The sequence below is a fragment of the Rhodobacter sp. P1_C2 genome (assembly GCF_056406375.1).
In genome coordinates this window covers 17,750-38,164 of record NZ_JBFUAG010000012.1, presented here as the reverse complement: position 1 = coordinate 38,164, position 20,415 = coordinate 17,750, and the positions used below count along the sequence as shown (strand labels likewise).

The 20,415-nt window shown below is 60.4% G+C and carries 21 protein-coding genes and 3 pseudogenes; 21 read left to right on the top strand and 3 right to left on the bottom strand.

Annotated elements, in window-relative coordinates; genetic code table 11:
* The first annotated feature begins 17 nt into the window (after positions 1–17).
* The 15 genes from AC1DZT_RS19180 (at position 18) to tnpB (AC1DZT_RS19110) (ending at position 12,707) form a co-directional block, all read left to right on the top strand.
* Positions 18–566 (top strand): S26 family signal peptidase, encoded by a 549-nt coding sequence (locus tag AC1DZT_RS19180; protein WP_478008252.1) that lies wholly within the window; start codon positions 18–20, stop codon positions 564–566.
* Positions 545–1,201 carry a hypothetical protein gene (locus tag AC1DZT_RS19175; protein WP_478008251.1) on the top strand — a complete coding sequence of 219 codons (657 nt, stop codon included), beginning with the start codon at positions 545–547 and terminating at the stop codon, positions 1,199–1,201. The genes AC1DZT_RS19180 and AC1DZT_RS19175 overlap by 22 nt, the downstream gene beginning before the upstream one ends.
* Positions 1,198–2,184, top strand: a complete 987-nt coding sequence (gene traU, locus AC1DZT_RS19170; RefSeq protein WP_478008250.1) for a conjugal transfer pilus assembly protein TraU — start codon at positions 1,198–1,200, stop codon at positions 2,182–2,184. Before AC1DZT_RS19175 ends, traU begins: the two co-directional genes overlap by 4 nt.
* On the top strand, positions 2,169–2,936 hold the full coding sequence (gene trbC / locus AC1DZT_RS19165; RefSeq protein WP_478008249.1) for a type-F conjugative transfer system pilin assembly protein TrbC: 768 nt from the start codon (positions 2,169–2,171) through the stop codon (positions 2,934–2,936). The genes traU and trbC overlap by 16 nt, the downstream gene beginning before the upstream one ends.
* A gap of 14 nt (positions 2,937–2,950) precedes the next feature.
* Positions 2,951–4,645, top strand: coding sequence for a conjugal transfer protein TraN (traN, locus tag AC1DZT_RS19160; protein ID WP_478008248.1), 1,695 nt, complete (start codon positions 2,951–2,953; stop codon positions 4,643–4,645).
* An 11-nt stretch (positions 4,646–4,656) separates the two neighbouring features.
* Positions 4,657–5,070 carry a TlpA family protein disulfide reductase gene (locus AC1DZT_RS19155; RefSeq protein ID WP_478008247.1) on the top strand — a complete coding sequence of 138 codons (414 nt, stop codon included), beginning with the start codon at positions 4,657–4,659 and terminating at the stop codon, positions 5,068–5,070.
* Entirely contained in the window at positions 5,063–5,920 is an 858-nt protein-coding gene (locus AC1DZT_RS19150; RefSeq protein WP_478008246.1) for a conjugal transfer protein TraF, read from the top strand. The genes AC1DZT_RS19155 and AC1DZT_RS19150 overlap by 8 nt, the downstream gene beginning before the upstream one ends.
* Positions 5,920–7,314, top strand: a complete 1,395-nt coding sequence (locus tag AC1DZT_RS19145; protein ID WP_478008245.1) for a conjugal transfer protein TraH — start codon at positions 5,920–5,922, stop codon at positions 7,312–7,314. Before AC1DZT_RS19150 ends, AC1DZT_RS19145 begins: the two co-directional genes overlap by 1 nt.
* A gap of 177 nt (positions 7,315–7,491) precedes the next feature.
* On the top strand, positions 7,492–7,677 hold the full coding sequence (locus tag AC1DZT_RS19140) for a transposase (RefSeq protein WP_478008244.1): 186 nt from the start codon (positions 7,492–7,494) through the stop codon (positions 7,675–7,677).
* 895 nt (positions 7,678–8,572) lie between these two features.
* Positions 8,573–9,631, top strand: a complete 1,059-nt coding sequence (dctP, locus tag AC1DZT_RS19135) for a TRAP transporter substrate-binding protein DctP (protein WP_478008243.1) — start codon at positions 8,573–8,575, stop codon at positions 9,629–9,631.
* Positions 9,632–9,701: 70 nt separating this feature from the next.
* Entirely contained in the window at positions 9,702–10,307 is a 606-nt protein-coding gene (locus AC1DZT_RS19130) for a TRAP transporter small permease subunit (RefSeq protein ID WP_478008242.1), read from the top strand.
* Entirely contained in the window at positions 10,307–11,590 is a 1,284-nt protein-coding gene (locus tag AC1DZT_RS19125; protein ID WP_478008241.1) for a TRAP transporter large permease, read from the top strand. The genes AC1DZT_RS19130 and AC1DZT_RS19125 overlap by 1 nt, the downstream gene beginning before the upstream one ends.
* Before the next feature lie 402 nt (positions 11,591–11,992).
* The gene (locus tag AC1DZT_RS19120; RefSeq protein ID WP_478008240.1) at positions 11,993–12,319 is read left to right on the top strand and encodes a hypothetical protein; all 327 of its coding nucleotides are present in this window, start codon (positions 11,993–11,995) and stop codon (positions 12,317–12,319) included.
* Positions 12,316–12,552, top strand: a complete 237-nt coding sequence (gene tnpB / locus AC1DZT_RS19115; protein WP_478008239.1) for an IS66 family insertion sequence element accessory protein TnpB — start codon at positions 12,316–12,318, stop codon at positions 12,550–12,552. The genes AC1DZT_RS19120 and tnpB (AC1DZT_RS19115) overlap by 4 nt, the downstream gene beginning before the upstream one ends.
* Positions 12,543–12,707, top strand: coding sequence for an IS66 family insertion sequence element accessory protein TnpB (tnpB, locus tag AC1DZT_RS19110; RefSeq protein ID WP_478008238.1), 165 nt, complete (start codon positions 12,543–12,545; stop codon positions 12,705–12,707). The genes tnpB (AC1DZT_RS19115) and tnpB (AC1DZT_RS19110) overlap by 10 nt, the downstream gene beginning before the upstream one ends.
* Before the next feature lie 224 nt (positions 12,708–12,931).
* Here the strand turns inward: tnpB (AC1DZT_RS19110) and istB are convergent, their stop codons facing one another.
* A complete protein-coding gene (gene istB, locus AC1DZT_RS19105; RefSeq protein ID WP_478008237.1) occupies positions 12,932–13,726 on the bottom strand; it encodes an IS21-like element helper ATPase IstB in 795 nt (264 codons plus the stop codon).
* A pseudogene (gene istA, locus AC1DZT_RS19100) lies at positions 13,716–15,078 on the bottom strand (IS21 family transposase). Before istA ends, istB begins: the two are co-directional and overlap by 11 nt.
* A gap of 139 nt (positions 15,079–15,217) precedes the next feature.
* On the opposite strand from istA, the gene AC1DZT_RS19095 reads away from it, so the two are divergent.
* From AC1DZT_RS19095 to AC1DZT_RS19070, 6 genes and pseudogenes are all read left to right on the top strand, one after another.
* The gene (locus tag AC1DZT_RS19095; RefSeq protein ID WP_478008236.1) at positions 15,218–15,556 is read left to right on the top strand and encodes a transposase domain-containing protein; all 339 of its coding nucleotides are present in this window, start codon (positions 15,218–15,220) and stop codon (positions 15,554–15,556) included.
* A gap of 41 nt (positions 15,557–15,597) precedes the next feature.
* Positions 15,598–16,109, top strand: a pseudogene (locus AC1DZT_RS19090) (IS66 family transposase).
* A 116-nt stretch (positions 16,110–16,225) separates the two neighbouring features.
* Positions 16,226–16,615: pseudogene (locus AC1DZT_RS19085) on the top strand (IS66 family transposase); the annotation flags it as partial.
* Positions 16,616–16,648: 33 nt separating this feature from the next.
* Positions 16,649–16,795: a transposase domain-containing protein gene (locus AC1DZT_RS19080; protein WP_478008355.1), complete on the top strand. Its 147-nt coding sequence runs from the start codon at positions 16,649–16,651 to the stop codon at positions 16,793–16,795.
* 828 nt (positions 16,796–17,623) lie between these two features.
* Positions 17,624–18,025: a cytochrome P460 family protein gene (locus AC1DZT_RS19075; RefSeq protein ID WP_478008235.1), complete on the top strand. Its 402-nt coding sequence runs from the start codon at positions 17,624–17,626 to the stop codon at positions 18,023–18,025.
* Positions 18,026–18,040: 15 nt separating this feature from the next.
* Positions 18,041–18,727 (top strand): hypothetical protein, encoded by a 687-nt coding sequence (locus tag AC1DZT_RS19070; RefSeq protein ID WP_478008234.1) that lies wholly within the window; start codon positions 18,041–18,043, stop codon positions 18,725–18,727.
* 288 nt (positions 18,728–19,015) lie between these two features.
* On the opposite strand, the gene AC1DZT_RS19065 is transcribed toward AC1DZT_RS19070, so the two are convergent.
* The gene (locus tag AC1DZT_RS19065) at positions 19,016–19,915 is read right to left on the bottom strand and encodes a LysR family transcriptional regulator (protein WP_478008233.1); all 900 of its coding nucleotides are present in this window, start codon (positions 19,913–19,915) and stop codon (positions 19,016–19,018) included.
* Positions 19,916–20,415: the final 500 nt, after the last annotated feature.

Here is a 20,415-nt window from a genome sequence, read left to right as displayed (position 1 = left end):
AGGAAAGAGGGGAGGGGTTGCAGCCTCATGTCCGCTCGTCGCTCCTCGGGCGCTGGCTGCGGCGCGGTCTCATCGCGGTGGCCTGCGGGATCGTGGTTCTGGGCTACGGGGCGCTGGCCGATCTGCAGCTCACGCTCAATGGTTCAGAGAGCCTGCCGGAAACGGCCTATCTGCAATGGCACTGGCCCAAGGTTTACTGGCATGGCGCCGTGGTGGCCGTGCCACCGCCTGCGATCTTTGGGGATAAGCTCGACGGCTATTCCATCGTCAAGAAAGTGGGCGGAATGCCCGGCGATCCGATCCGCAACTTCGGGGATCAGGTCTGTGTGGCCGGCACTTGCTATGCCGCCGAAATGCGGGATGGTAGGGCCTTTGCCGAGCTTCTGCCCTCGGGCACGGTGCCGGAGGGCATGCTGGCGGTCTTTGGTGAAGCGCCGAATTCACTCGACAGCCGTTACCAGACTTTCGGTTTCGTCCCTATGGCCGATGTCGAAGCCGTAGGCGTGCCCTTTCCCGGCTTCCCCTCCTGGCAGGAGGTGGCCACATGGCTTGGGCAAGAGTGGTGACCCTGAGCCTAGCGATCGGACTTGGCGCCACGGTCCCGTCGTCTGCACGCGACCTTGGGAATTTCGGCGAGGTCTTCCCGATTGCCGAACCCGATCTTCTGGCCCTGATCAAGGCGAAGATCAGCGCCATGATTGCCGATGGCGGGATGGAGCGATTGACCGCCGAGATGCAGGGTAAGGCGCAGACCTATGCCAACCGCCCCAAAGGTCTGGCCTTGCCGAGGGCAACCGAAAACCGCAGTTTCAGCCTCGATCTGTCGATCCGGGTTGACCACGATCTGGCCGATCAGAACGGCGTGGTCTTTGCGGCGGCAGGCACGGTGGTGAACCCATTGGCCTGGTCGGGGTTTGACAAGACGATCCTTTTCATCGACGGCGACGACCCGGATCAAGTGGCCTGGGCCGTTAGCCAAGGCAATGAGCTGGACAGTCTGATCGTCCTGACCCAAGGCGCACCGCTTGATCTGAGCAAGACCTGGGGCCGCCGCTTCTGGTTCGACCAGTCGGGCATTCTGGCCAACCGCTTCCAGATTGCCCGTCTCCCCTCCCGGGTAACCCGTGCCGACCCGGTCATGCGGGTGGATGAGGTGGCGCTGCCGCAAGATGGCTCACCATCGGAGGCGCCGACCAAATGATTGCCCGCCTCCTCCTCACACTCACCCTCGCCGTCATGGGCCTTACGGATCAGGCCTTGGCCAAATGCAATGCGAAGTTCCTCAATCCGCTGACCGAAGTCTGCTTCGATTGCATCTTTCCGATTTCCATCGGGTCGATTTCGCTCTTCGGCTCGCGGCCCGACACGCCGAACCCCGGTTCGCCGTTCTGCATCTGTGGCGGGGTCCCGCCGCGGGTCGGCTTCGCCATCGGCCTCTGGGAGCCGGTGCGGCTGACCGATGTCGCCGATGAGGCGGGCTGCTTTGTGAACCTCGGCTTCAAGATGAACATGGGTCTCTTCGCTTTGGGCAAGGATGCCGTCACCGTCGATGATGTCGGTTCCGAGGGTTCCCGCTGGCAGGCGCATTACTATTACTACCCGCTGCTCTCCTGGCTCGGCACGCTGATCGACGGGCTTTGCCTGGAAAGCTCCACCTTTGATGTGGCCTATATGAGCGAATTCGACCCGCTCTGGCAGGATCCGGAACTGGCCACATTGATCAACCCCGAGGCGGTCCTCTTTGCCAATCCGGTGGCACAGGCCGCCTGTGCTGCCGATTGCGTGGCGGCCTCCTCCGGCCAGCTCGGCAATGACAAGCTCTTCTGGTGCAACGGCTGTCAGGGCGGGCTCTACCCGATGACCGGGGACGCCAATGAGCATTACGGCGGGGTGCAGGCATCGGAAACCGTGGCAGCCAAGCTCCTGGCGCGCATGCACCGTTTCGGCTTGGCGCGCCGTACCTCCGGATCGGGCGCGCTCTGTCAGCCGAAGCCGGCGCCGATCCTGCCCAAATCGCAATACCGGTTCCAAATCACCCGGCCCAAGGCCAAGACCTCCGGCCGCTATGCCTGCGGACCCTTGGGCTCCTCAACCCAGTTCGTCGACTCCGGCCGGGCATATCCTTTCAAAGGCGAAAGCTTCGGCTGGCTCACCTGGAGGAAACACAATTGCTGCGCGCTTTGATCAGGGCGGGCCTTGTCCTGCAATTCCTGTCCGGAGTGGCTTTGGCAGACGAGCCAATGCCGCAATTTGCGCCGGGGGCCACTGGCTCTGTGGGCGTCGATGTGACGGGTCTCATGAACAAGGCCGCCAAGGATGCCGAGGCCTTGAAGGAAAGCCTGACAACAGCCGCACCGCAGGATCTCGGTGCTTTCGCCTCCAGCCTGAAAGCAATCGAAGGTCATGCGATGAACGACCCGAGGCTGCGCGAATTGCTCGGGATCACATCGGATGCCGCCGTCAGGGAAGACGACAAACCGGGCTACGGCGAGGCCCGCGTTTTGGTCTTTGCGAGCCTCGCGATGCCCAGCTCATCGCTGCGCCAAGTCCTTCTGGATGCCGACCGCCTGCATGGCGTGGTCGTCTTCCGCGGCTTCCTTGAAAACTCCGTGTTCAAGACTGGCGATGCCCTGCGCGCGGCTTTGGGGAATGGCGAGGCGCCGAAGGGTTTTGCCATCGATCCCACGCTCTTCAGCCGGTTCCATGTGAGCGCGGTGCCGGTCGCTGTCGTCTTGAGTACACCTCTGGCCACTTGCGAGACCGAGGATTGTCTCCAGGACCCGCTCCCCGCCCATGACCGGCTGTCAGGCAATATCCCGCTCGAGACAGCACTCAACCTCGTGGCGGCAGGGCAGGGGGATGCAGCTTCCACCGCTAAAGCGATCCTCGACCAAGCAGGGTCGGACCGGGCCGCCGAGTTGGGTGCAGCACCATGAGGTTCTCCTGGGTCTTGGCCCCGATCTTCAGCCTCATGGCCGCCGGCGTCTTTGCCGATCCGATGACGGATGCCGCAGAGGACGGGCGCGCTGCGGCGGCACCGCTGGTTATCGCTCCCGGCAGTCCGGTCTTTACCGAAGAGATGATCGGCAAGACCGTAACGCCCTATGCCACGGTTGCACCGCCAGAAACCGCGCTGACCGATACCACCATCGAGGACGCGGCGCGACTGCGCGCGGCCGGGTCCTCGACCGAAGCTGCAGCCCTGCAATCCGAGACCACCGCCACCACCAGCAACCCCAGGCGGGATATTCCTGCAACCGACCCAGGACTGCGGCGCGCCGACTCTGCCCTGACCGGAGCTGATGCAATCGCCGGAGGTCTCTTCAGCGCCACCGGAAACCAAGGCGAGGGCTGCACCGCCGAGGGTCTGCAGAGCGCGGGCGTGATCGAGCGTTCCTGCCAGCGTGTTGTCGCGACCTCGGCCAGTACCTGCCAGCTTGCGCTTGATGTCGCGGTCATCAAGACCAGCCGCTATGCGTGCGACGAGGCAGGGGATACCCATGAATGTGCCACACTTGCCGCCAATCTCTCCTGCCACGAGACCGGCAGTACCTGTCTGAACCTCGGGATGGATGGCAGCTGCCTTGCCCTCCGCAAGAGTTTTGACTGTATCGATGTCACGGGTGATCTCTCCCCGGCCCGGCAGGTGGGCGAGGCCACGACCGAGATCGCCGAGACCAAGCGCGGCACCTGTGACAGCATCGGCGCAAGTTGCGCCGCCGACGAGGCAAGCTGCACCTCGGGGTCCGAGACCCGCATCATCAATGGTGTTCCCATCACCCGGGCCTGTTGGGCTTGGGAAAAACCCGTCTCCTGTCAGGCTGAGGGCTCCGAGAACACCTGCGGGGTCTTCGAGGCCGATCAAAGCTGCCACAAGATCCAGAGCGACTGCGTGGTCCAGTCCGATGACGGGGCCTGCCTGCAATGGGAGGATCGCTACCGCTGCGACGGCACGTCGGATGCCCAGTCAGCCTCCTGCTCGGAATTGCGGGTCTGCGCGGGTGGCTATTGCGAGACGGTTACCCCTGAACCGCCCAGTCCCGGGTTCGGTCCTGCCGCAGCATGGCTCGGGGTCCTGGGCAGCATGGCCAAGGATGCAACTCGGGATAGCGCCGGGCAGATCATCCGGATCTTCAATGGCACGGCGTCAAGCTGCCGGGTCGGCGCCATCGGGGTTTTGAACTGCTGCAACGATTCCGGCTGGGGCAACCATATCCTTGGCGAATGCAGCGGTGACGAACTGGCGCTCGCGGATCGCGCGGCCCTGGGGGCCACACATTACATCGGTTCTTACTGCGCAAAACGCTTCTTTGCCTGCCTGCAGGTCAAGCGCGTCTACTGCGCCTTCAATTCCAAGCTGGCCCGCGTCTTTACCGAACAAATGCGCGCACAAACGAACACGGACTTCGGAACGACCAAGGTCTCTTACCGCCTCGTTGCGGAAAACTCGGGCGAAGACAATCCAATCATCCGCTTTGAGCCGATCCCGGGGACTGGCCCGCAATGCGACGGTGCAACCGTGGAACAGATGGAGGCCCTCGATCTGGAAAAGTTCGACCTCTCCGAGGCTTTCGCCGATCTGACCGGGAATGTCGCCGTTCCCTCGATGGAGATCATCCGTAGTTTCCTCGCCACCCGTCTTTGAGATCAAAACCGATGACGTTGACTCGCCGAACCCTCCTTCTGACCTCAATCGCAATCCCGGCATTTCTGAGTGCCGGGTCCGCCCTAGCCGAGGGCCATCCCCGCATTGGTCTGATCTTCGTCGGCGCCAGCTGGTGCCCGGTTTGCCATGCGGCGGCGGCGGTTCTGGCACCAGCCGCCGTGCGCTCCGGCATCGACATTCTGGTCGCCTCACAAGACGGCAAACCGATCCAGCCCTGGACCGCCTTCGTCGACGCACGCGGCAATCCGATCACCGCGGCCATCCATGCGATTCCGGTGCTGCTGTTCGTCGACCTCGCCGAAGGCAAGGTCGTGGGCCAGATCGCTGGCTTCCAAAGCCCCGGTCAATATCTCGGCGCCGTCCGATCCACACTTCTATCCGCCGCGAGCGCAGGCCATGGCTGATCGGTGCCGTCGCCCTTTCACGTCCGTCATATGCCTGATGGCTCTTGGCGCCGTCGCCATCTCCTCCGGGGCCAGGGCCGAAGACGGCCACGCTTTCGGCTTCTGTGCCGACAAAATCCAGGTCGGATGGAACTTCTACTGTGATCCGGCGCGCAAGCCGAATCCGAAGGCGCCAAAGGCGGAATCCCGGAAAGAGGAAGTGCCCGCGCCGCAACCAACCTCCTACCCTGCGACCGATGCCATCGACAAAGCCCGCAAGGACCTTGATGAGCTGAAGAACCGCGCCATCCTCGAACCCAGCCCGGAGAACCTCTCGGCCTATATGTTCGCCCAGAAGGCCATGGTCGATCAGGCCGGCCGCTTTGCCGATGTCTGGGAGCGCGTTCTCTTCCGCACCCCGGATCTCGATGCCAACCAGACCTATCCTCTAAGCCAGATGGGCGGTCAGGTCTTCCAGGACCAAAAGCGGGTCAAGTGGGAGGAGGCCCTGCGTCAGGCTTCCGACAATCTGGGCTTCATGGTGGTGGTGACCGACGAGAAGACCTGTCCCCTCTGCGCCAAGGAGCTGGAAGTCATCAAGCTGATAGAGAAGAACTACGGCATTACCCCGCTGGTCGTAGCCAAGGATGGCTCGAAGCATCCGCTCTATCCGGATGCCCAACCTGACAGAGGCCAGTTGCGCGCCCTGGGGCTCGATGCCCACCCGACCCCCTTCATCGCTCTCGTTGAGCCGCGCTCGGGTCGGGTCGAACCCTTGGGCAGCGGGCTTTTGACCGAGGATGTCATCCTCGAACGCGTCTTCGTGGTGAGCCAGGTGCCACAAGGCCAACGCTATGTGGAGACACCCTGATGTTGTGTTCCCTCCTTCGCGGGCTGGTCCTCGCTGCCCTGATGCTGAACCAGATGGCGCAAGCGGTTCGGGCCGATGACATCGGCACCGATCTCAAGAATTTCTGGGAGCGGGCAGGGGGCGGGGTGAACCTGAGCCGCCCCACCGCCTATCAAGGCCAGATGGGCGGCTTCGTCACCCTGGGCTCGCTCTACGTGCGCACCCGGCCGCGCAACACCGGGCTTTTCAACCTGCAGCTTCCTTCCGTCCGCGCCGGTTGCGGTGGCATCGACATCTATGGCGGAGCGTTTTCCTTCATCTCGAAGGAGGAACTGATCGATCTGGCCAAAGCGATCATGCAGAACGCCTCGTCCTACGCCTTTGAACTGGCCCTCGAAAGCCTGTCACCCGCCGTCCATGAACAGATGGTCAAGCTCCGCGACCTCGTCCAGAAGATGAACGCACTGAACATCAATTCCTGCGAAACGGGCCAGCTCCTGTCGGGCTCGCTCTGGGCCGAGGTCGACGGCAACACGCAAAGCGTGTGCAAGACCGTCGGTACCATGTCGGGGCGCTTTGCCGATGCCCTTTCCGCCCGCTATGGCTGCGGCTCCGAGGGCAAGACCACCTCGACTCTCGCCGCAGCCTCCGGCGCCATGAAAGATCAGGTGCCGGTTGACGTGAACTACGCCTGGAAGGCCATCAAGAAAAACGCCCTCCTCGCCGGAAACCCCAAGCTCGGCGAACTCTTCATGACCCTCTCCGGCACGATCATCACCCGCGCCGCCGCCAACGATAACGAGGGACCGCACCATCAGGTCATCACGCCGCGCGCCTTTACCCCCGACATGATCGAAGCCTTCGTCGAAGGAGGCACCCTCAAGGTGCTGCACTGCGATGAGACCGACAAATGTCTGGCCCCGACGCTGGTCGATGTGACCATCCCGCAATCTGAAGCCTTCTACGCCAAGGTCAGCACGATTCTGCAGGGCATCTCCGACGCGCTGCGCGATGACACCAAGCTCTCCCCTGACGCCGTAGGCCTGATCGGCATGACCTCGGTCCCGATCTACGACACTCTCAAGACTGCCCGCGCTTACAAGTTCCAGTTCACCGACGACGAGATCGCCCTCATCTCCGAACTCGTCGCGATAGATTGCGCCATGCGCTACACCCAAGACGCCATGCAGGAACTCGCGAAATCGGCGTCCAACACCGATGCCTTTGGTTCCATCATCGAGGAATTCCAGCAGTCGGTGTCCAAGACCCTCGACGCCTTTGGGACCTTCCGAAATGAAGCGCAGGAGAAATATGACCATGCGATTGCTGCGCTCACCAAGCTGCAGATGGCGAAGTCGGTGCTGGCGGCGTCAGGGGCGGCGAAGTTTGCGTCGCAAATGGGGAATGGGGAGTGAACTGGGCCCGCACCGGATGGAGTGCCCCTACTGAAGTGGTCCGCCAACTGGGATATGATGATCCCACTCTTTGGAGGACACGAAGATGACAGGAAAGCGAGAGAAACCCGAGAACATCGTTTTGAAGCTGTGCCAGGTTGAAGTTCCGCAAGGCCGGAGCAGGTCGGTTAGGATGCGGTGGGTCAGATAGGCGTCACGGTTCAGGCCTACTTTCGATGGCACAAAGAGCATGGCGGAATGAACCGTGATCAGCTGAGGCGACTGAAAGAGCTTGAGGTCGCGAACCAGCGTCTGCGGCGCACCGTCTCGAAGCCGACCTTGGACAAGCTGATTCCCACCGAGGCCGCATTGGGAAACTTCTGAGCCCTTCACGCCGCCGCCGTTGCATTGATCATGTGCGGCAGACCCTTAGCGTATCCGAGCGCCGGGCACTACCATTCATCCCGGACCACTCAATTGTGCGGGGCAGTCCACGAGACGGAGCAAAACCTTGGGTTGATTAGGTTGATCGATCGGCAATTCTTGGACACATTTTTCTACGGTGTCCGGCAGATCACACGCCACCTGCAGAACGAAGGGCAAGGCGTACACCAGAAGTGCACACTGACTGGTACCTCACGGTCTAACTGCCGATTCAGAATTTTGCCACCCGCCAAGCGAAGAACCCGCTCATAGGCATGCAAAGGCAGCGACACATCGCCCGGATAACAATGGCCATCCTCGCCAGGTCACGAGCGCGTTTCTGGCTTGCATCCCAGTCGAAATACGCGACGGCTTTTGCTAGGATGTCACGCACCTCGGACACCCGTTCAACCTGTTCAAGCTCTCACCCCAGCCGCCGAATTCCGGCATCACTACAGGGGTTGCCCGAGGTCGCTTTCGCAAATTTTGCGTCGGAAGGCATGGAGCGCTTGGAAGTTGAGCCCCGACCGTTCCGACATTTCCTTGATCGGTTAGCCCCGTTCGATGATCTGCGCGAGGTCACCCTGTTTGAAATCGTCGCTGATATTCCTGTGCCTATCGTGGCCGCCTTGTCTCAAAGTCAGCGAAGAAGTCGCCCGCTAATCACGGGTCTAGTCAGCCATGGCCGACCAATCTAAGGCGATTCGCTTCCGGCAGACCAGGTTCGTGGCACATAATGCGCTCAGCCACAGCATATAACCACGAATTATAGCTCCAATTGCTCGTTCCTTCCATCGTGTCCGACCCAGTGTATAGATCGAATTCGTCGGTCGCGCGTGGAGGAGCATTCAAGAGCGTGGACGACATCGAAATGAGGGAGGAAAGAATGAAAACTTGGCTATCCTTGATTCTTGGCACATGCTGCATCGCCGCAATATCGACTAATGCGGCGCAGGCAGACGATACTGTCACTTTGCGCATGGGAACCCATCTTGCCACGACCTCAGACGGGGTCATGCAAGGAGCGCAGATCTTCATCGACACCGCCGAAAAGGCTTCTGGTGGCACGCTGAAAATCCAGCTCTATCCGAGTGAACAGGCTGGCAAGGCCTTCCAGATGTATGATCTGGTGAAAGCTGGCGCCGTGGATATTGCTGACACGGCCACGTCGTATCTCAGCATTGACAAGATGCCCTTGCTGGGCGTGATGGAGTTGCCCGGACTGGCGAAAAGCGCCTGCTCGGTTTCGCAAGAGATGGACAAGCTTAGCCAGCCGGGTCAGCCGATTTTTGAACACGACCTTAAGAACAGCGGAGTCCGGGTGCTCGCCTATCTGCCCTATCCGCCCTATGGCCCCGCCGCGGCGCGCAGTGCTGTCAACTCTGTTGCAGATCTCAAGGGCATGAAGATGCGGGTGGCCGGCGGCCTGATGGAACATACCGTCGCCGCGATCGGCGGGGTTTCGGTGAAGTTGGGCTCCCCGGAGGTCTATCAGGCTTTGCAGCGCGGCACCATCGACACGGTTATGTTCTCTTACCTTTCGGTGAAGAACTACGACCTTGCTTCTGTTGCGAAATTTGGCACCACAGGGTTCAGCTTCGGCACCCCGGGCGACATCTTTATCGTGTCGGATGCGAAGTTCAATTCGCTGACAGCACAGCAGCAGGATGCGCTGATCAAGGCAGGCCAAGCGGCGAGCACACACTGGTGCTCCTATGTCGATGAACATGAAGCCGCCAATATCGAGGATTCCAAGAAGGCAGGCATGTCGATCCATACTTGGACGGCGGATGAGATTGCCACGCTGAAGACCATGACCAGTTCGGTTGCCGGAGAGTGGACCGATCAGATCGAGAAGCGCGGCGAGCCAGCTAAAGCCGTGGTCGAAGCCTTCGAGGCAGCAATGGCCAATTGACCTGTGACAGGTGGCGGGAGGATCAAACTCCGGCCACCTGACGCCTTCCTCTTGTCCATGGAGCCCCCTCTTGAACCTCATTCAGAACCCCGCGTCAGGGAACGGGCGCCTTCGCGCGGCCAGCGCTTTCGCAGATCGCATTCTAAAGCATCTCGAATCCGTGATGCTGGTCATCGCCTGCATTTCCCTGGTTGCGATGATGCTACTCATCTTTTCTGATGCCTGCATGCGCTACTTCGTGAACAGTCCTGTGGCCTTCGCGCCCGATGTGGTAACGCTCTACCTTACCTCGGCCGCGTTCCTGCTGACGCTTTCCTACAACCTTCGCAATGGCGTTCACATCAGTGTTGACCTTTTTTCGCACTATATGAGCAAAAGGTTCGGAAACCTCGCACTCGGCCTTTCCTTTCTGATTGCCGCGCCGCTGGTTTTGATCATGGCCTACTCGATCGCGCTCTCGACGTGGAGTTCATGGCTGCAAGGTGAAGCCCTTGTCGGTATCACCCCGCTGCCTTTGTGGCCAAGCAAGGCGATCGTCGCCCTGTCCATGTGCCTCATGGGGATTCGTCTTTTGCATCTCGGCCTGTTCGATTTCCTGGCCGCAGTCACGGATGATGATTCACTCGCCTATTCCATGCCATCGCTGGAATCGAACCCCGAAGAGGAAATGGTCTGATGGCTGCATTGCTTGGAGTTACGGTACTTTTGATCCTGCTTGTCATCGGGGTCCCGGTTGCTTTGTCGCTGATCATCTCCGGATCGCTCGGGCTATATCTAGTCGGAGGCATGCAACTTCTGCTAGGCATTGTCAGCACGACGCCGACGAATTCGATCCAAAGCTACGAGTTCGTCACGATCCCCATGTTCATCCTGATGGCGAATCTCGTGATAGCCAGTCGGGTAAGCGACGACATGTTCAACGTGGCAAAGGTCTGGATGGGCCGGGTGCCCGGTGGTCTCGCCCATGCGACTGCGATTACCGGTGCAGCTTTCGGGGCGATCTCCGGGTCGAGCACCGCTGCGGCCGCCACGCTTTCCTCAACCAGCATTCCCGGAATGTTGAAGCAGGGTTACAGTACCAAGCTGGCAACAGGCGTCGCGGCGATTTCGGGGACGCTGGCGATGCTTATTCCGCCGAGTGTGGCGATGATCATCTATGCTTTGCTCGCCAATATGAGCGTTGGGGATATGCTGATTGCCGGCGTAATTCCTGGCATCTTGATCAGCCTGACAATCATGGGAACGGTCGCCTTTCTGGTATGGCGCCACCCGGAACACGCACCCCCTGGGCAACGCTACTCCATGTGGGAGAAAATCGCCGTCCTGAAGTCCGCGTGGACTTTCATGTTTCTCTTCCTGGCTGTGACGGGGATCATATATACCGGGGTCGCGACGCCGACAGAGGCTTCTGCCTTCGGGGCCGTCGGGGCCCTGTTCTTGGCAGCCGTCCGACGCACTCCGCTCAGTGAATTCCGCAAGGCGCTTATCCTGACTGCGCAGGCCAGTTGCATGATCGGGTTCATTGTGCTGAGTGCAATGATCTTTGGCTACTTCCTGACATTGTCGCAAATCACCCAGACCATCATCGACACCTTGGCTCATTCGGGTATTCCGCCCTGGATCGTCATCATTTTCCTGGTGTTCGTGTATCTGATCCTGGGCTGTTTCATGGACATCGTGGCGATGCTCATCCTTACGGTTCCGATTGTACACCCTCTGATCGTTCAGCTCGGCTACGATCCGATCTGGTTTGCTGTGATCACGATCGTGATGGGTGAAGTCGGGATGGTCACGCCGCCGCTGGGGATGAATGTCTTCGTCATTTCCAAATACACGGGAATTCCGACCTCGGATATCTTTCGTGGATCGATGCCGCATGTCATCGCGCATCTTCTTGCAGTGGGGGTCCTTCTGCTGTTCCCGCAGATCATTCTTTGGCTACCCCAAACAATGCACTAGGTGTGTGATCATTTGGGGTGATCGTGGGAGCCTTTCACCGGAAGGGAGCAGTGTGGGAAAAGTGAGCCGCGGAGCGCCACGACCACGCTACGCGATCAGGGCTGGAGCACAGCGATTGCAAGGCACGCACGCGCGGCTAAGGCGAGAAATTGGGGGTCAATCCGAAGACTGTGGCCAAGTGGTTCAAGCATGCGACATGACCTGCCACGGCCCATTGATTTTGCGGGTTTTCTTGCGCGACCACAGCCTTCAGAAGGATCACTGAAGCTGAAGGAGGGTTCAGATGCGCGATGGTGGGAGTGGGTTTGTCGGCCGCTGTGAGGTTGTTGAGCCACGTCGAAGGAAACGTCGGTGGCCTGATGAGGTCAAGGCCCGGATTGTGGCCCGGAGTTCGGGTGGTAGATGTCGCGCGGCGTCATGACATGCAAGCTCAACCATCTTTCCGAGTGGCGTCGCCAGGCGCGGCTAGGGCTGTTGGTCCTGCCTGAGGTTTCTTTGAAGGGACGGGGATCACTCTACGATTTCCCCTCTGAGCCGAGCTTTGTGCCGCTGGCGATTGAAGGACCTTCTGACTTGACGTCGGAGGCCGCTCTCCCTGCTGATACTGGCCATCCATCAGTTGAGATCGTGACGATGGAAATTGGGGCCGATGTTGTGGTGCGGTTTCCTGGCGGCGTCGCGGTAGACCGTGTTGTTGCGCTGGTTCGTGCGCTGCGCGGGGCGGCATGATCGTCGCGGGTCAACGACTGCCGATCCTGATTGCGACGAAGCCGGTGGACTTCCGCTGCGGCCATCAGGCTTTGGCGCTGATGGTGGAGACCGAGTTGAAGCCCGATCCGCATTCCGGAGTAACGGTGGTCTTTCGTTCTAAGCGAGGGGACCGGTTGAAGATCCTGGTCTGGGTGGGCCATGGACGCGCCACTGGTCCGAGCGGCCATGGCGCAAGACCGGGATGGTGCTGATCAACAAGCTCCTCGAACAGGGCAGCTTTGCCTGGCCGAAGGTTCAGGACGGGGTGATGCGGGTGTCGCGGGCACAGTTGTCGATGCTGCTCGAAGGCCTGGACTGGCGGCGGGTTATCGCCCAGAGGGTATTGCCTCCGACTTCGGCGGGATGATCAAGAAGTTGATTTTGTCTTTGTTTTACTGAGATTTCCTGCCTGTATCGGGTAGGAAAGCGCATGTCGAAGCTCCCGGACTTGCGCCAGTTCCCCGACTTGGCCAGCTCGAAGTGGTGAAGGCCTTTGCTGACCAGCAGGCGGCCTTGGATGTTAATTTCCACGCAAAACTGACCCGGGATTTGCATCGAGAACTGACCCACCAAAGGGTTATGTTACGGGGGTCAGGCTGGGGTCAAGGCATGAGTGATCTCCTTCTTTTTCCGGGTTGCTAGGGCTGAGCTGGCCTTGAAGCGGAAGCTGTCGTTTCCGGTCTCCAGGATGTGGCAGCGGTGGGTGAGGCGGTCGAGCAAGGCAGTGGTCATCTTGGCATCGCCGAAGACGGTGGCCCATTCGCTGAAGCTGAGATTGGTGGTGATGATGACGCTGGTGCGCTCGTAAAGCTTGCTCAGCAGGTGGAAGAGCAGCGCGCCGCCTGAGGCGCTGAAGGGCAGGTAGCCGAGCTCATCGAGGATGACCAAATCGAGCCGTGTGAGGCTTTCGGCGATCAGGCCAGCTTTGCCTTTGGTCTTCTCTTGTTCCAAGGCGTTGACCAGTTCGATGGTTGAGAAGAAGCGGACCTTTCGGCGATGATGCTCGATGGCCTGGACGCCCATGGCTGTGGCGGCATGGGTCTTGCCGGTGCCTGGGCCTCCGATCAGCACGACATTCTGGGCGCCGTCCAGGAACTCGCATTTGTGCAACTGCCGCAGCGCGGCCTCGTTGATCTCGCTGGCCATGAAGTCGAAGCCCGAAAGATCTTTGTAGGCCGGGAAGCGGGCCGCCTTCATGTGATAGGCGATGGAGCGCACTTCGCGTTCAGCCATCTCGGCCTTCAGGAGTTGGGACAGCAGCGGCACAGCGGCATCGAAGGCCGGCGCCCCTTGCTCGGCCAGGTCAGTGACGGCCTGGGCCATGCCATACATCTTCAGGCTGCGGAGCATGATGACCACAGCAGCGGCGGCGGGATCATGACGCATGGCCGCCCCCGGCGATCTGGGCACGCAGGCCGTCGTAACGTTCGACATTGGCCTTGGGTTCGCGATGCAGGATCAGCGCCTGTGGGGTGTCGAGAGTGGGGCCGTTGGTGGTCTTGCAACTGTCGGAAAGCCTTGGGCAATTCCGCAAACGGTGCGCCATTGCGAAGTGCCCCGGGCTTGCGTTGAACGACAGCCAGATAGTGCCGCCAGTCGTAGATCGTGCGTGAAGGCAGATGGTGACCGCGCTGGATCAGGCGTTCATGTTCACACAGGATCTTGCCCTCGGCAGCCACGACAATCCGCTCGGGATAGATCCGCAGACTGACCGGACGGTTCGCGAATGACGCCGGAACGCTGTAACGATTGCGGTCAAAGCTGATCAGGCAGGTCGGCGACACGCGCTTGCTCTTCTCGATAAAGCCGTCAAATGCCTGAGGCAGCGGCATCAACGCGGCCTGCTCCTCGGCCCAGACCTCGGCAATCGTGCCGGGCAGAGCGCCATGCGGAATCTCGCGCCACAACTCCATGCAACGTTGTTCCAACCAGGCGTTCAATGCGGCCAGATCGGGAAAGTTGGGCATCGGCACCCAAAGGCGCGGCCGTGAATCCTGCACGTTCTTCTCAACCTGACCCTTCTCCCAACCCGAAGCCGGGTTGCAGAACTGGGGCTCGAACACATAATGATTGGTCATGGCGAGGAACCGGGCGTTGACCTGACGCTCCTTACCCCGGCCGACACGGTCCACCGCTGTCTTCATATTGTCGTAGATGCCGCGATCCGGAACACCGCCGAACACACGGAATCCGTGCCAATGGGCGTCAAACAGCATCTCATGGGTTTGAAGAAGATAGGCCCGGACCAGAAAGGCCCGGCTGTGCGACAACTTGATATGGGCGACTTGAAGCTTCGTCCGCTCGCCGCCGAGGAGGGCGTAGTCCTCGCTCCAATCGAACTGAAACGCCTCCCCCGGGCGAAAAGCCAAGGGGACGAAAGTCCCGCGCCCGGCTGTTTGTTGCTCTCGTTGCCGATCCGCCCGCCAATCACGCGCAAAGGCCGCAACCCGGCTGTAGGAACCCGTAAACCCGAGCGCGACCAGTTCAGCATGCACTTGCTTCAGCGTTCGACGTTGCTTGCGTGACTTCCCAGCCTCGGACTTCAGCCAGCCTGCAAGCTTCTCGGCAAAAGGGTCGAGCTTGCTCGGACGGTCCGAAATGGCGAACGTCGGCTCGACCGTGTCCGCCTTGAGATGCTTCTTGACGGTATTGCGCGACAGACCGGTTCGGCGTGCAATCTCCCGGATCGGCAGCTTCAGGCGCAGCGACATACGCCGGATCACGTTCAGAAGTTCCATGTTGATCACTCCATTGCCCCCCGCGGCCAGCTGCCTTGGGGAAGGGTCACATGGGTCAATTCTCAATGGAAATTACGCGCCCAACTGGGTCACTTCTGGGTGGAAATCAACAGCCTTGGAGGCCGCTCGGTCCGAGGCCTTGGCCGAGCGCGCAGCCCGTCAGCACGAACAGGCGGTGGTGGCCGAGAAAGACGCCTTCATCACTGAGTTGAAGGTGCTGATCGAGAAGCTGGAGAGCCAGGTCCAGGACTACCGGCGCACCAAGTTCGGGCCGAAGTCCGAGAAGCTCGACCCTGCGCAGCTGGAACTGGCACTGGAAGATCTGAAAACGGCCATCGCCGGGACGCAGGCGCAGATTGCCGCCGTCGAGAAGAAGATCGCAGGCCGCGCGCGACCGATCCCGAGGCGGCCGCGACCTCCGTGCCTCCGCGCAAGTCGCTCGCCTTGCCGGACAGCCTGCCTCGGGTCGAACGGGTGATTGAGCCTGCCAGCATTGCCTGTCCTTGCGGGTACGGCGACATGGTCCAAATTGGCGAGGACCGGAGCGAACGGCTCGATTGCATCCCCGCGCGCTATCAGGTCATCGTCACGATCCGCCCGAAGCATGCCTGCCCCAAAGGCAGGACCGGCGTGGTGCAGGCCAAAGCTCCGGCGCATTTGCTGGAGGGCAGCTGGTCAACCGAGGCGCTCCTCGCCCAGATCGCCGTCTCCAAGCATTCCGAGCATTTGCCGTTGAACCGCCAGGCCGCGGTCATGGCGCGGCATGGCGTGCCGATCGACCGGTCAGTTCTGGCCGACTGGATGGGGCGAACGGCGCGCTGATCTCCCCGGTGGTCGATCATATGGCCAAGGAGCTGATGGCGGACAGCACGCGACTTTATGTCGATGAGACCACCGCCCCGGTCCTGGATCCGGGAAAGGGCAAAACGAAGACCGGATATCTCTGGGCCATGCTGCGGGACGACCTGGGTTGGGGTGGTTCTGCCCCGCCAGGGGTGGTGTTCCACTATCGACCCGGGCGCAGAGGCTAATACGCCGCTGAAATCCTCGATGGGTTCAACGGCTCGATCGAAGTCGATGCCTATGGCGGCTATTCCCATCTGGCAACGCCGAAACGCACCGGAGGCGATCCGCTACGCCTAGCCTAGCTTACTGCTGGGCCCGCGGACGGCGCAAGCTGATCAGGGCCAGATCCCAGAATGGTTCGGCCATCGTGGACGAGGCCCTCTTGCGCATCGCCGCCCTCTACGAGGTTGAGGACGCCATCAGGGGTCACGACCCGGCCCACCGTCGCGGCATCCGGCAGGAACTCTCTCGCCCGCTGGTCGATGAGTTCTTCGCCTGGCTAAAGGCCCAGCCCGCCCGCGTCTCGCACAAGTCGGACCTCGGCGAGGCCATAGTCTACCTGCTGAAACGCCAGGACGGCTTCCGTCTGTTTCTGGAAGACGGCCACGTCGACATGGACTCGAACCTCGTCAAGAACGCGATCCGCAGCCCCGCCATGAACCGCCGCAACGCCCTCTTCGCTGGCCATGACGAAGTCGGCCGAAACGGGGCGCGCTTCGCCAGCCTGATCGACACCTGCAAGATGAATGGCGTCGAACCCTATGCCTATCTGCGAGATCTCTTTACCCGCTTGGCAAACGGGCACCTCGACAAAGACATCAATGCGCTGATGCCATGGGCGCAGCCAAGACCACAACATCCGGCTCAATGAGCTCAGCAACTAGTCCATTGTGAGCTACGAACGCGCTGCAGCCGATGCCGCTACAACCATTTTGCAAGCGAAAACCCAATGGGGCGGAGCCGTCGCATACAGTGCAGCGACGACCGGCCCGCCCGTAGATCACTTATGGCGCAGGCCGATAGGACCTAGCGGTTGGGGACATCTAATTCCCGGAGCTTGCGGTCCCCATGTCATACCGAGCGAGGGGCGCCACGTGGTTTTGCGCCTTCGGGAGGAGCGCCTTTGTCATTGATGCCGTTCTTTGGGGCGGTGTTTCGTTGCGGGCCGTCGCGGCCCGGCGCTCAACAGAGGAGATCCGAATCTTGTCGGAAATCGTTAAATTTGTCAGCCGTCGCCGGCTGAGCGCGACCGGTACGGCAGATCCGGCCGCCAATTGCGAAACGCCCAAACTGAGCCGGCCCGAAAAACCGCGTCGAAGGAGCTCATCGAATTCAGCGGACCAACCCGACTGCGGTCCAGTATCACAATCCCTCCGCAGCAGGATTCGCGTCGACACGGTCGCTTGATTGGGACACCGAAAACTATGGCATCCCTGAAAGGACCGTCTATCTGCCGTGCGAACTGTCGCAAAGGTCAACGGTCGGTTTGACTGTCCGGCCGCAGTCGGCCTCGTCTGTCATGCCCCGGGAAGAACCCCAGGAATATCCAAGGTTCGCATGGAGCTCGCTGGCTGAACCTGCCCCCAACTGATTGCAGAGCGGGGGCAGGTGACAGTGGCACCCGGATTCGGATCCCCATTTCAACAGGAGAAGCACTATGAGTGCAAAGACGACTCATCTCGCCCTTTTGGCCGCAGCTGTGGCTTGCGCCCTAGGATTTGCCTTGCAGGCCAATGCCGACCAGAACAAGGTGGTCTTCCCACCCATCGACGATTTGACCGACTACACGACCGTGGAACGTGGCATCACGGTGGAGCATATGCTGACCAGCGGCGAGGCGCTGGCGGCGCTCAAGGCTGGCAAGCCCGTACCAACCGGCACTCAGGTTGTTCTCGTGGACTACCAGCGTGGTGTTCTGACGCGCTATCTGGTGGCGCAGAAGGTCGGTGACGGTTCGGATGAGTGGGAGTACCAGTGGTTCTGGCCCAACAAGACCATCAAGGCCGATGAGCGGGTCGATCAGTGCTATGCCTGCCACCGGTCGCGGGAAGGCAACCAGTTCATGTTCACCCATGATGACGCCGTGGGCTTTGGTGGCTGAACCGGATCGGCACGCATGATGATCAATTGGAATTTGGCACGGCGCTTGGTACTTACCCTGGCAACTGCGGCGCTTTTGTTGCTGGCACTGGCATATTGGTGGCTCAATAACCTTGTGCATGAGGCTGCGGGCACCGTGATGTTCGGTCTGGTCGCGCGCCATGTCTTTCTGAACCGCGGGTGGTTCGTCCGGCTGTTTCGCGGCAGCTACGATGCGCGGCGGATGCTGGTGACGGCCCTGCATGGTGGACTGATCGCTAACATGCTGGTCCTGCTTGGAACCAGTCTCGCGATCTCGCGGTCGGTTTTCACAGTCCTGAATATTCCGGATACCGTCACGATCCGGGACTTGCATTGGGTCGCGGCTTACTGGCTTGTCATGACTGTCGGGGTTCACCTTGGGCTGCACTGGGCGCGCGTGATGTCCATGCTGGGTTCGGCCTTGCGGCCCGCTCTACCCCTTGCGGTTCCCAGAGCCGCGCTGCGCTTCGCCGCGGTCTGTCTGGCTGCTTTTGGTCTTTGGAGCTTTTCCGTCATGGGTATCGGCATCAAACTGACCTGGAACTACAGTTTGAATTTCTGGGACTTCACGGCATCCGTTGCACCCTTCTTTGCGCATTTGATCGGTGTTCTAGCCCTTCCAGCGGTTGCGACCCACTATATGATGAAGCTGACGCGGCGCCGACTTGCATCGCGACGTTAGAGGCCTGTCCGAACGGCAGGTGGAAGTGATATCCGCGCCTGACGTCACTGGCCGCGTGAGGGGCTTGTATTGGGTGCGACCCTGAAAAGTTGCACCACCCCGCCGAGGTCGGCTTTGCCCCGCACTGACGGACGGCTGCGGCAAGGGCAAGCCGCCGCAGATCTGCCGCAGCCTTGGAAGTGGCCCACCACCTGCGCTTGACGGGGGCGCTATCGCGGCAGACGCGCCTGCCATCCAAGCTGATCGCACAATTGTCTGGCGAGGAGACGCTCCTCCGCGGCAAGCCGGTCAATAGCTTTTGAAGAGGCGTACTAGAAAGTCAATGAAGGCTCGGTTCTTCGGCGAAGTTTGCTTGGAGCCAGGATAGACGGCGTAAAGGGCGATATCGGCGGCGGTGGAGCTGACCTGATAGTCGGAGAAGACGTTCACTAGATCGCCGGATTCTATCGCGATGCGGACTACCGCTTCTTGCAGCATGACGAAACCCAGTCCGTTCAACGCCGATGTCATCAGCACAGCGGCGCTATCGGACTCCAGATTGCCGGACACTGGAACTGAGATGGTCGTGTCATCTTTGGTGAACCGCCAGGAATTGTCATAACTTTTCGCGCGATAGACGATGCAGTTGTGCTGTTCGAGGTCTGTGGGATGGTTGGGCAAGCCACGTTTGGTCGCATAGGTCGGGCTGCAGCACACCAGCCGTTTGCCGGGCGACAGGCGTCGCGCGATCAAATTGGAATCCTCCAGACTCCCCAGCCAGACAGCAACATCGACGCCCTGCGCCACGAGATCCTCGCGGGCATCTGTCAGGGTCACATCAAGTTTGATGTTGGGATGCCGTTCCAGAAAGCTTGGCAAAGCCGGCACAATGACGTGATTGCCGACGGAATGGCGCAGGTGCACCCTCAGCAGACCTTTGACATCTTTCTGAAAAGAAGCGACCTCGCGCTTGACGGCATCGTAGCTGCGCAAGACCTCCCGGATGCGGTCACAGTAGTGCTTGCCTGGCTCGGTCAATGAAAGGCTTCGCGTCGTGCGGTGCAAAAGATGCACGCCCAACCTCGCTTCTAGGCTGTTGACCTGCCGTGCGACAGTGGCCACCGAGACACCAAGTTCGGCTGCAGCGGAAGAAAAGCTCCCACTGTCAAGAACCTGCAGGAATGCCCGATTTGTCAAGATTTCATCCATGCGCGCTCCTCCCAAAGCCCTGCAAAAGCAGGAGTATTATCTGCAAATTTTGCAAAGATGCAACTGGCGCGTCGCAGGTCGACCCGAAGGGGGCCATCCTCTCAGGACTTAATAATAATATTTGCCTGTTGATGCCTGGGACGAGCTCCGGGGCAAGTCCCGTTGACCTAACCGCAAAACCGCCAAGATATGTTGGGGGCGCATTAGGCTTAAAAATCGCAAAAACCAATCTACATGTCGGTTCACGTTTCGAGGAACCTATCTCTGTTCTTGCTGATCGGCCAAGTGACGATCAACTGAATGAAACAGGCGGGTCAGGCGGCTTTTGCGGCGTGCAGCGCTCGACGCTTTGCGAGATGCGAGAAAGTGGTTTTCACAGAATGCAGCTACCGCCAAGGCGGCGCAATGATAGCGTTCTGGGAGCTGGTTTCATGATGTCCTGCCTCAGACGGGATGAGCGAAGTCAGTGGCCGTAATGCGCAAACGGCAGGTTTGCCGAA

Excerpts from the sequence above, each read along its gene's own strand:
- tnpB (WP_478008239.1), top strand. The coding sequence starts at position 12,316 with ATGATCGTCGCGGGTCAACGACTGCCGATCCTGATTGCGACGAAGCCG.
- AC1DZT_RS19175 (WP_478008251.1), top strand. The coding sequence starts at position 545 with ATGGCTTGGGCAAGAGTGGTGACCCTGAGCCTAGCGATCGGACTTGGC.
- AC1DZT_RS19150 (WP_478008246.1), top strand. The coding sequence starts at position 5,063 with ATGGCTGATCGGTGCCGTCGCCCTTTCACGTCCGTCATATGCCTGATG.
- traU (WP_478008250.1), top strand. The coding sequence starts at position 1,198 with ATGATTGCCCGCCTCCTCCTCACACTCACCCTCGCCGTCATGGGCCTT.
- tnpB (WP_478008238.1), top strand. The coding sequence starts at position 12,543 with ATGGTGCTGATCAACAAGCTCCTCGAACAGGGCAGCTTTGCCTGGCCG.
- istB (WP_478008237.1), bottom strand. The coding sequence starts at position 13,726 with ATGCGTCATGATCCCGCCGCCGCTGCTGTGGTCATCATGCTCCGCAGC.
- AC1DZT_RS19065 (WP_478008233.1), bottom strand. The coding sequence starts at position 19,915 with ATGGATGAAATCTTGACAAATCGGGCATTCCTGCAGGTTCTTGACAGT.
- AC1DZT_RS19125 (WP_478008241.1), top strand. The coding sequence starts at position 10,307 with ATGGCTGCATTGCTTGGAGTTACGGTACTTTTGATCCTGCTTGTCATC.
- AC1DZT_RS19145 (WP_478008245.1), top strand. The coding sequence starts at position 5,920 with ATGTTGTGTTCCCTCCTTCGCGGGCTGGTCCTCGCTGCCCTGATGCTG.
- AC1DZT_RS19155 (WP_478008247.1), top strand. The coding sequence starts at position 4,657 with ATGACGTTGACTCGCCGAACCCTCCTTCTGACCTCAATCGCAATCCCG.
- AC1DZT_RS19070 (WP_478008234.1), top strand. The coding sequence starts at position 18,041 with ATGATGATCAATTGGAATTTGGCACGGCGCTTGGTACTTACCCTGGCA.
- AC1DZT_RS19120 (WP_478008240.1), top strand. The coding sequence starts at position 11,993 with ATGTCGCGCGGCGTCATGACATGCAAGCTCAACCATCTTTCCGAGTGG.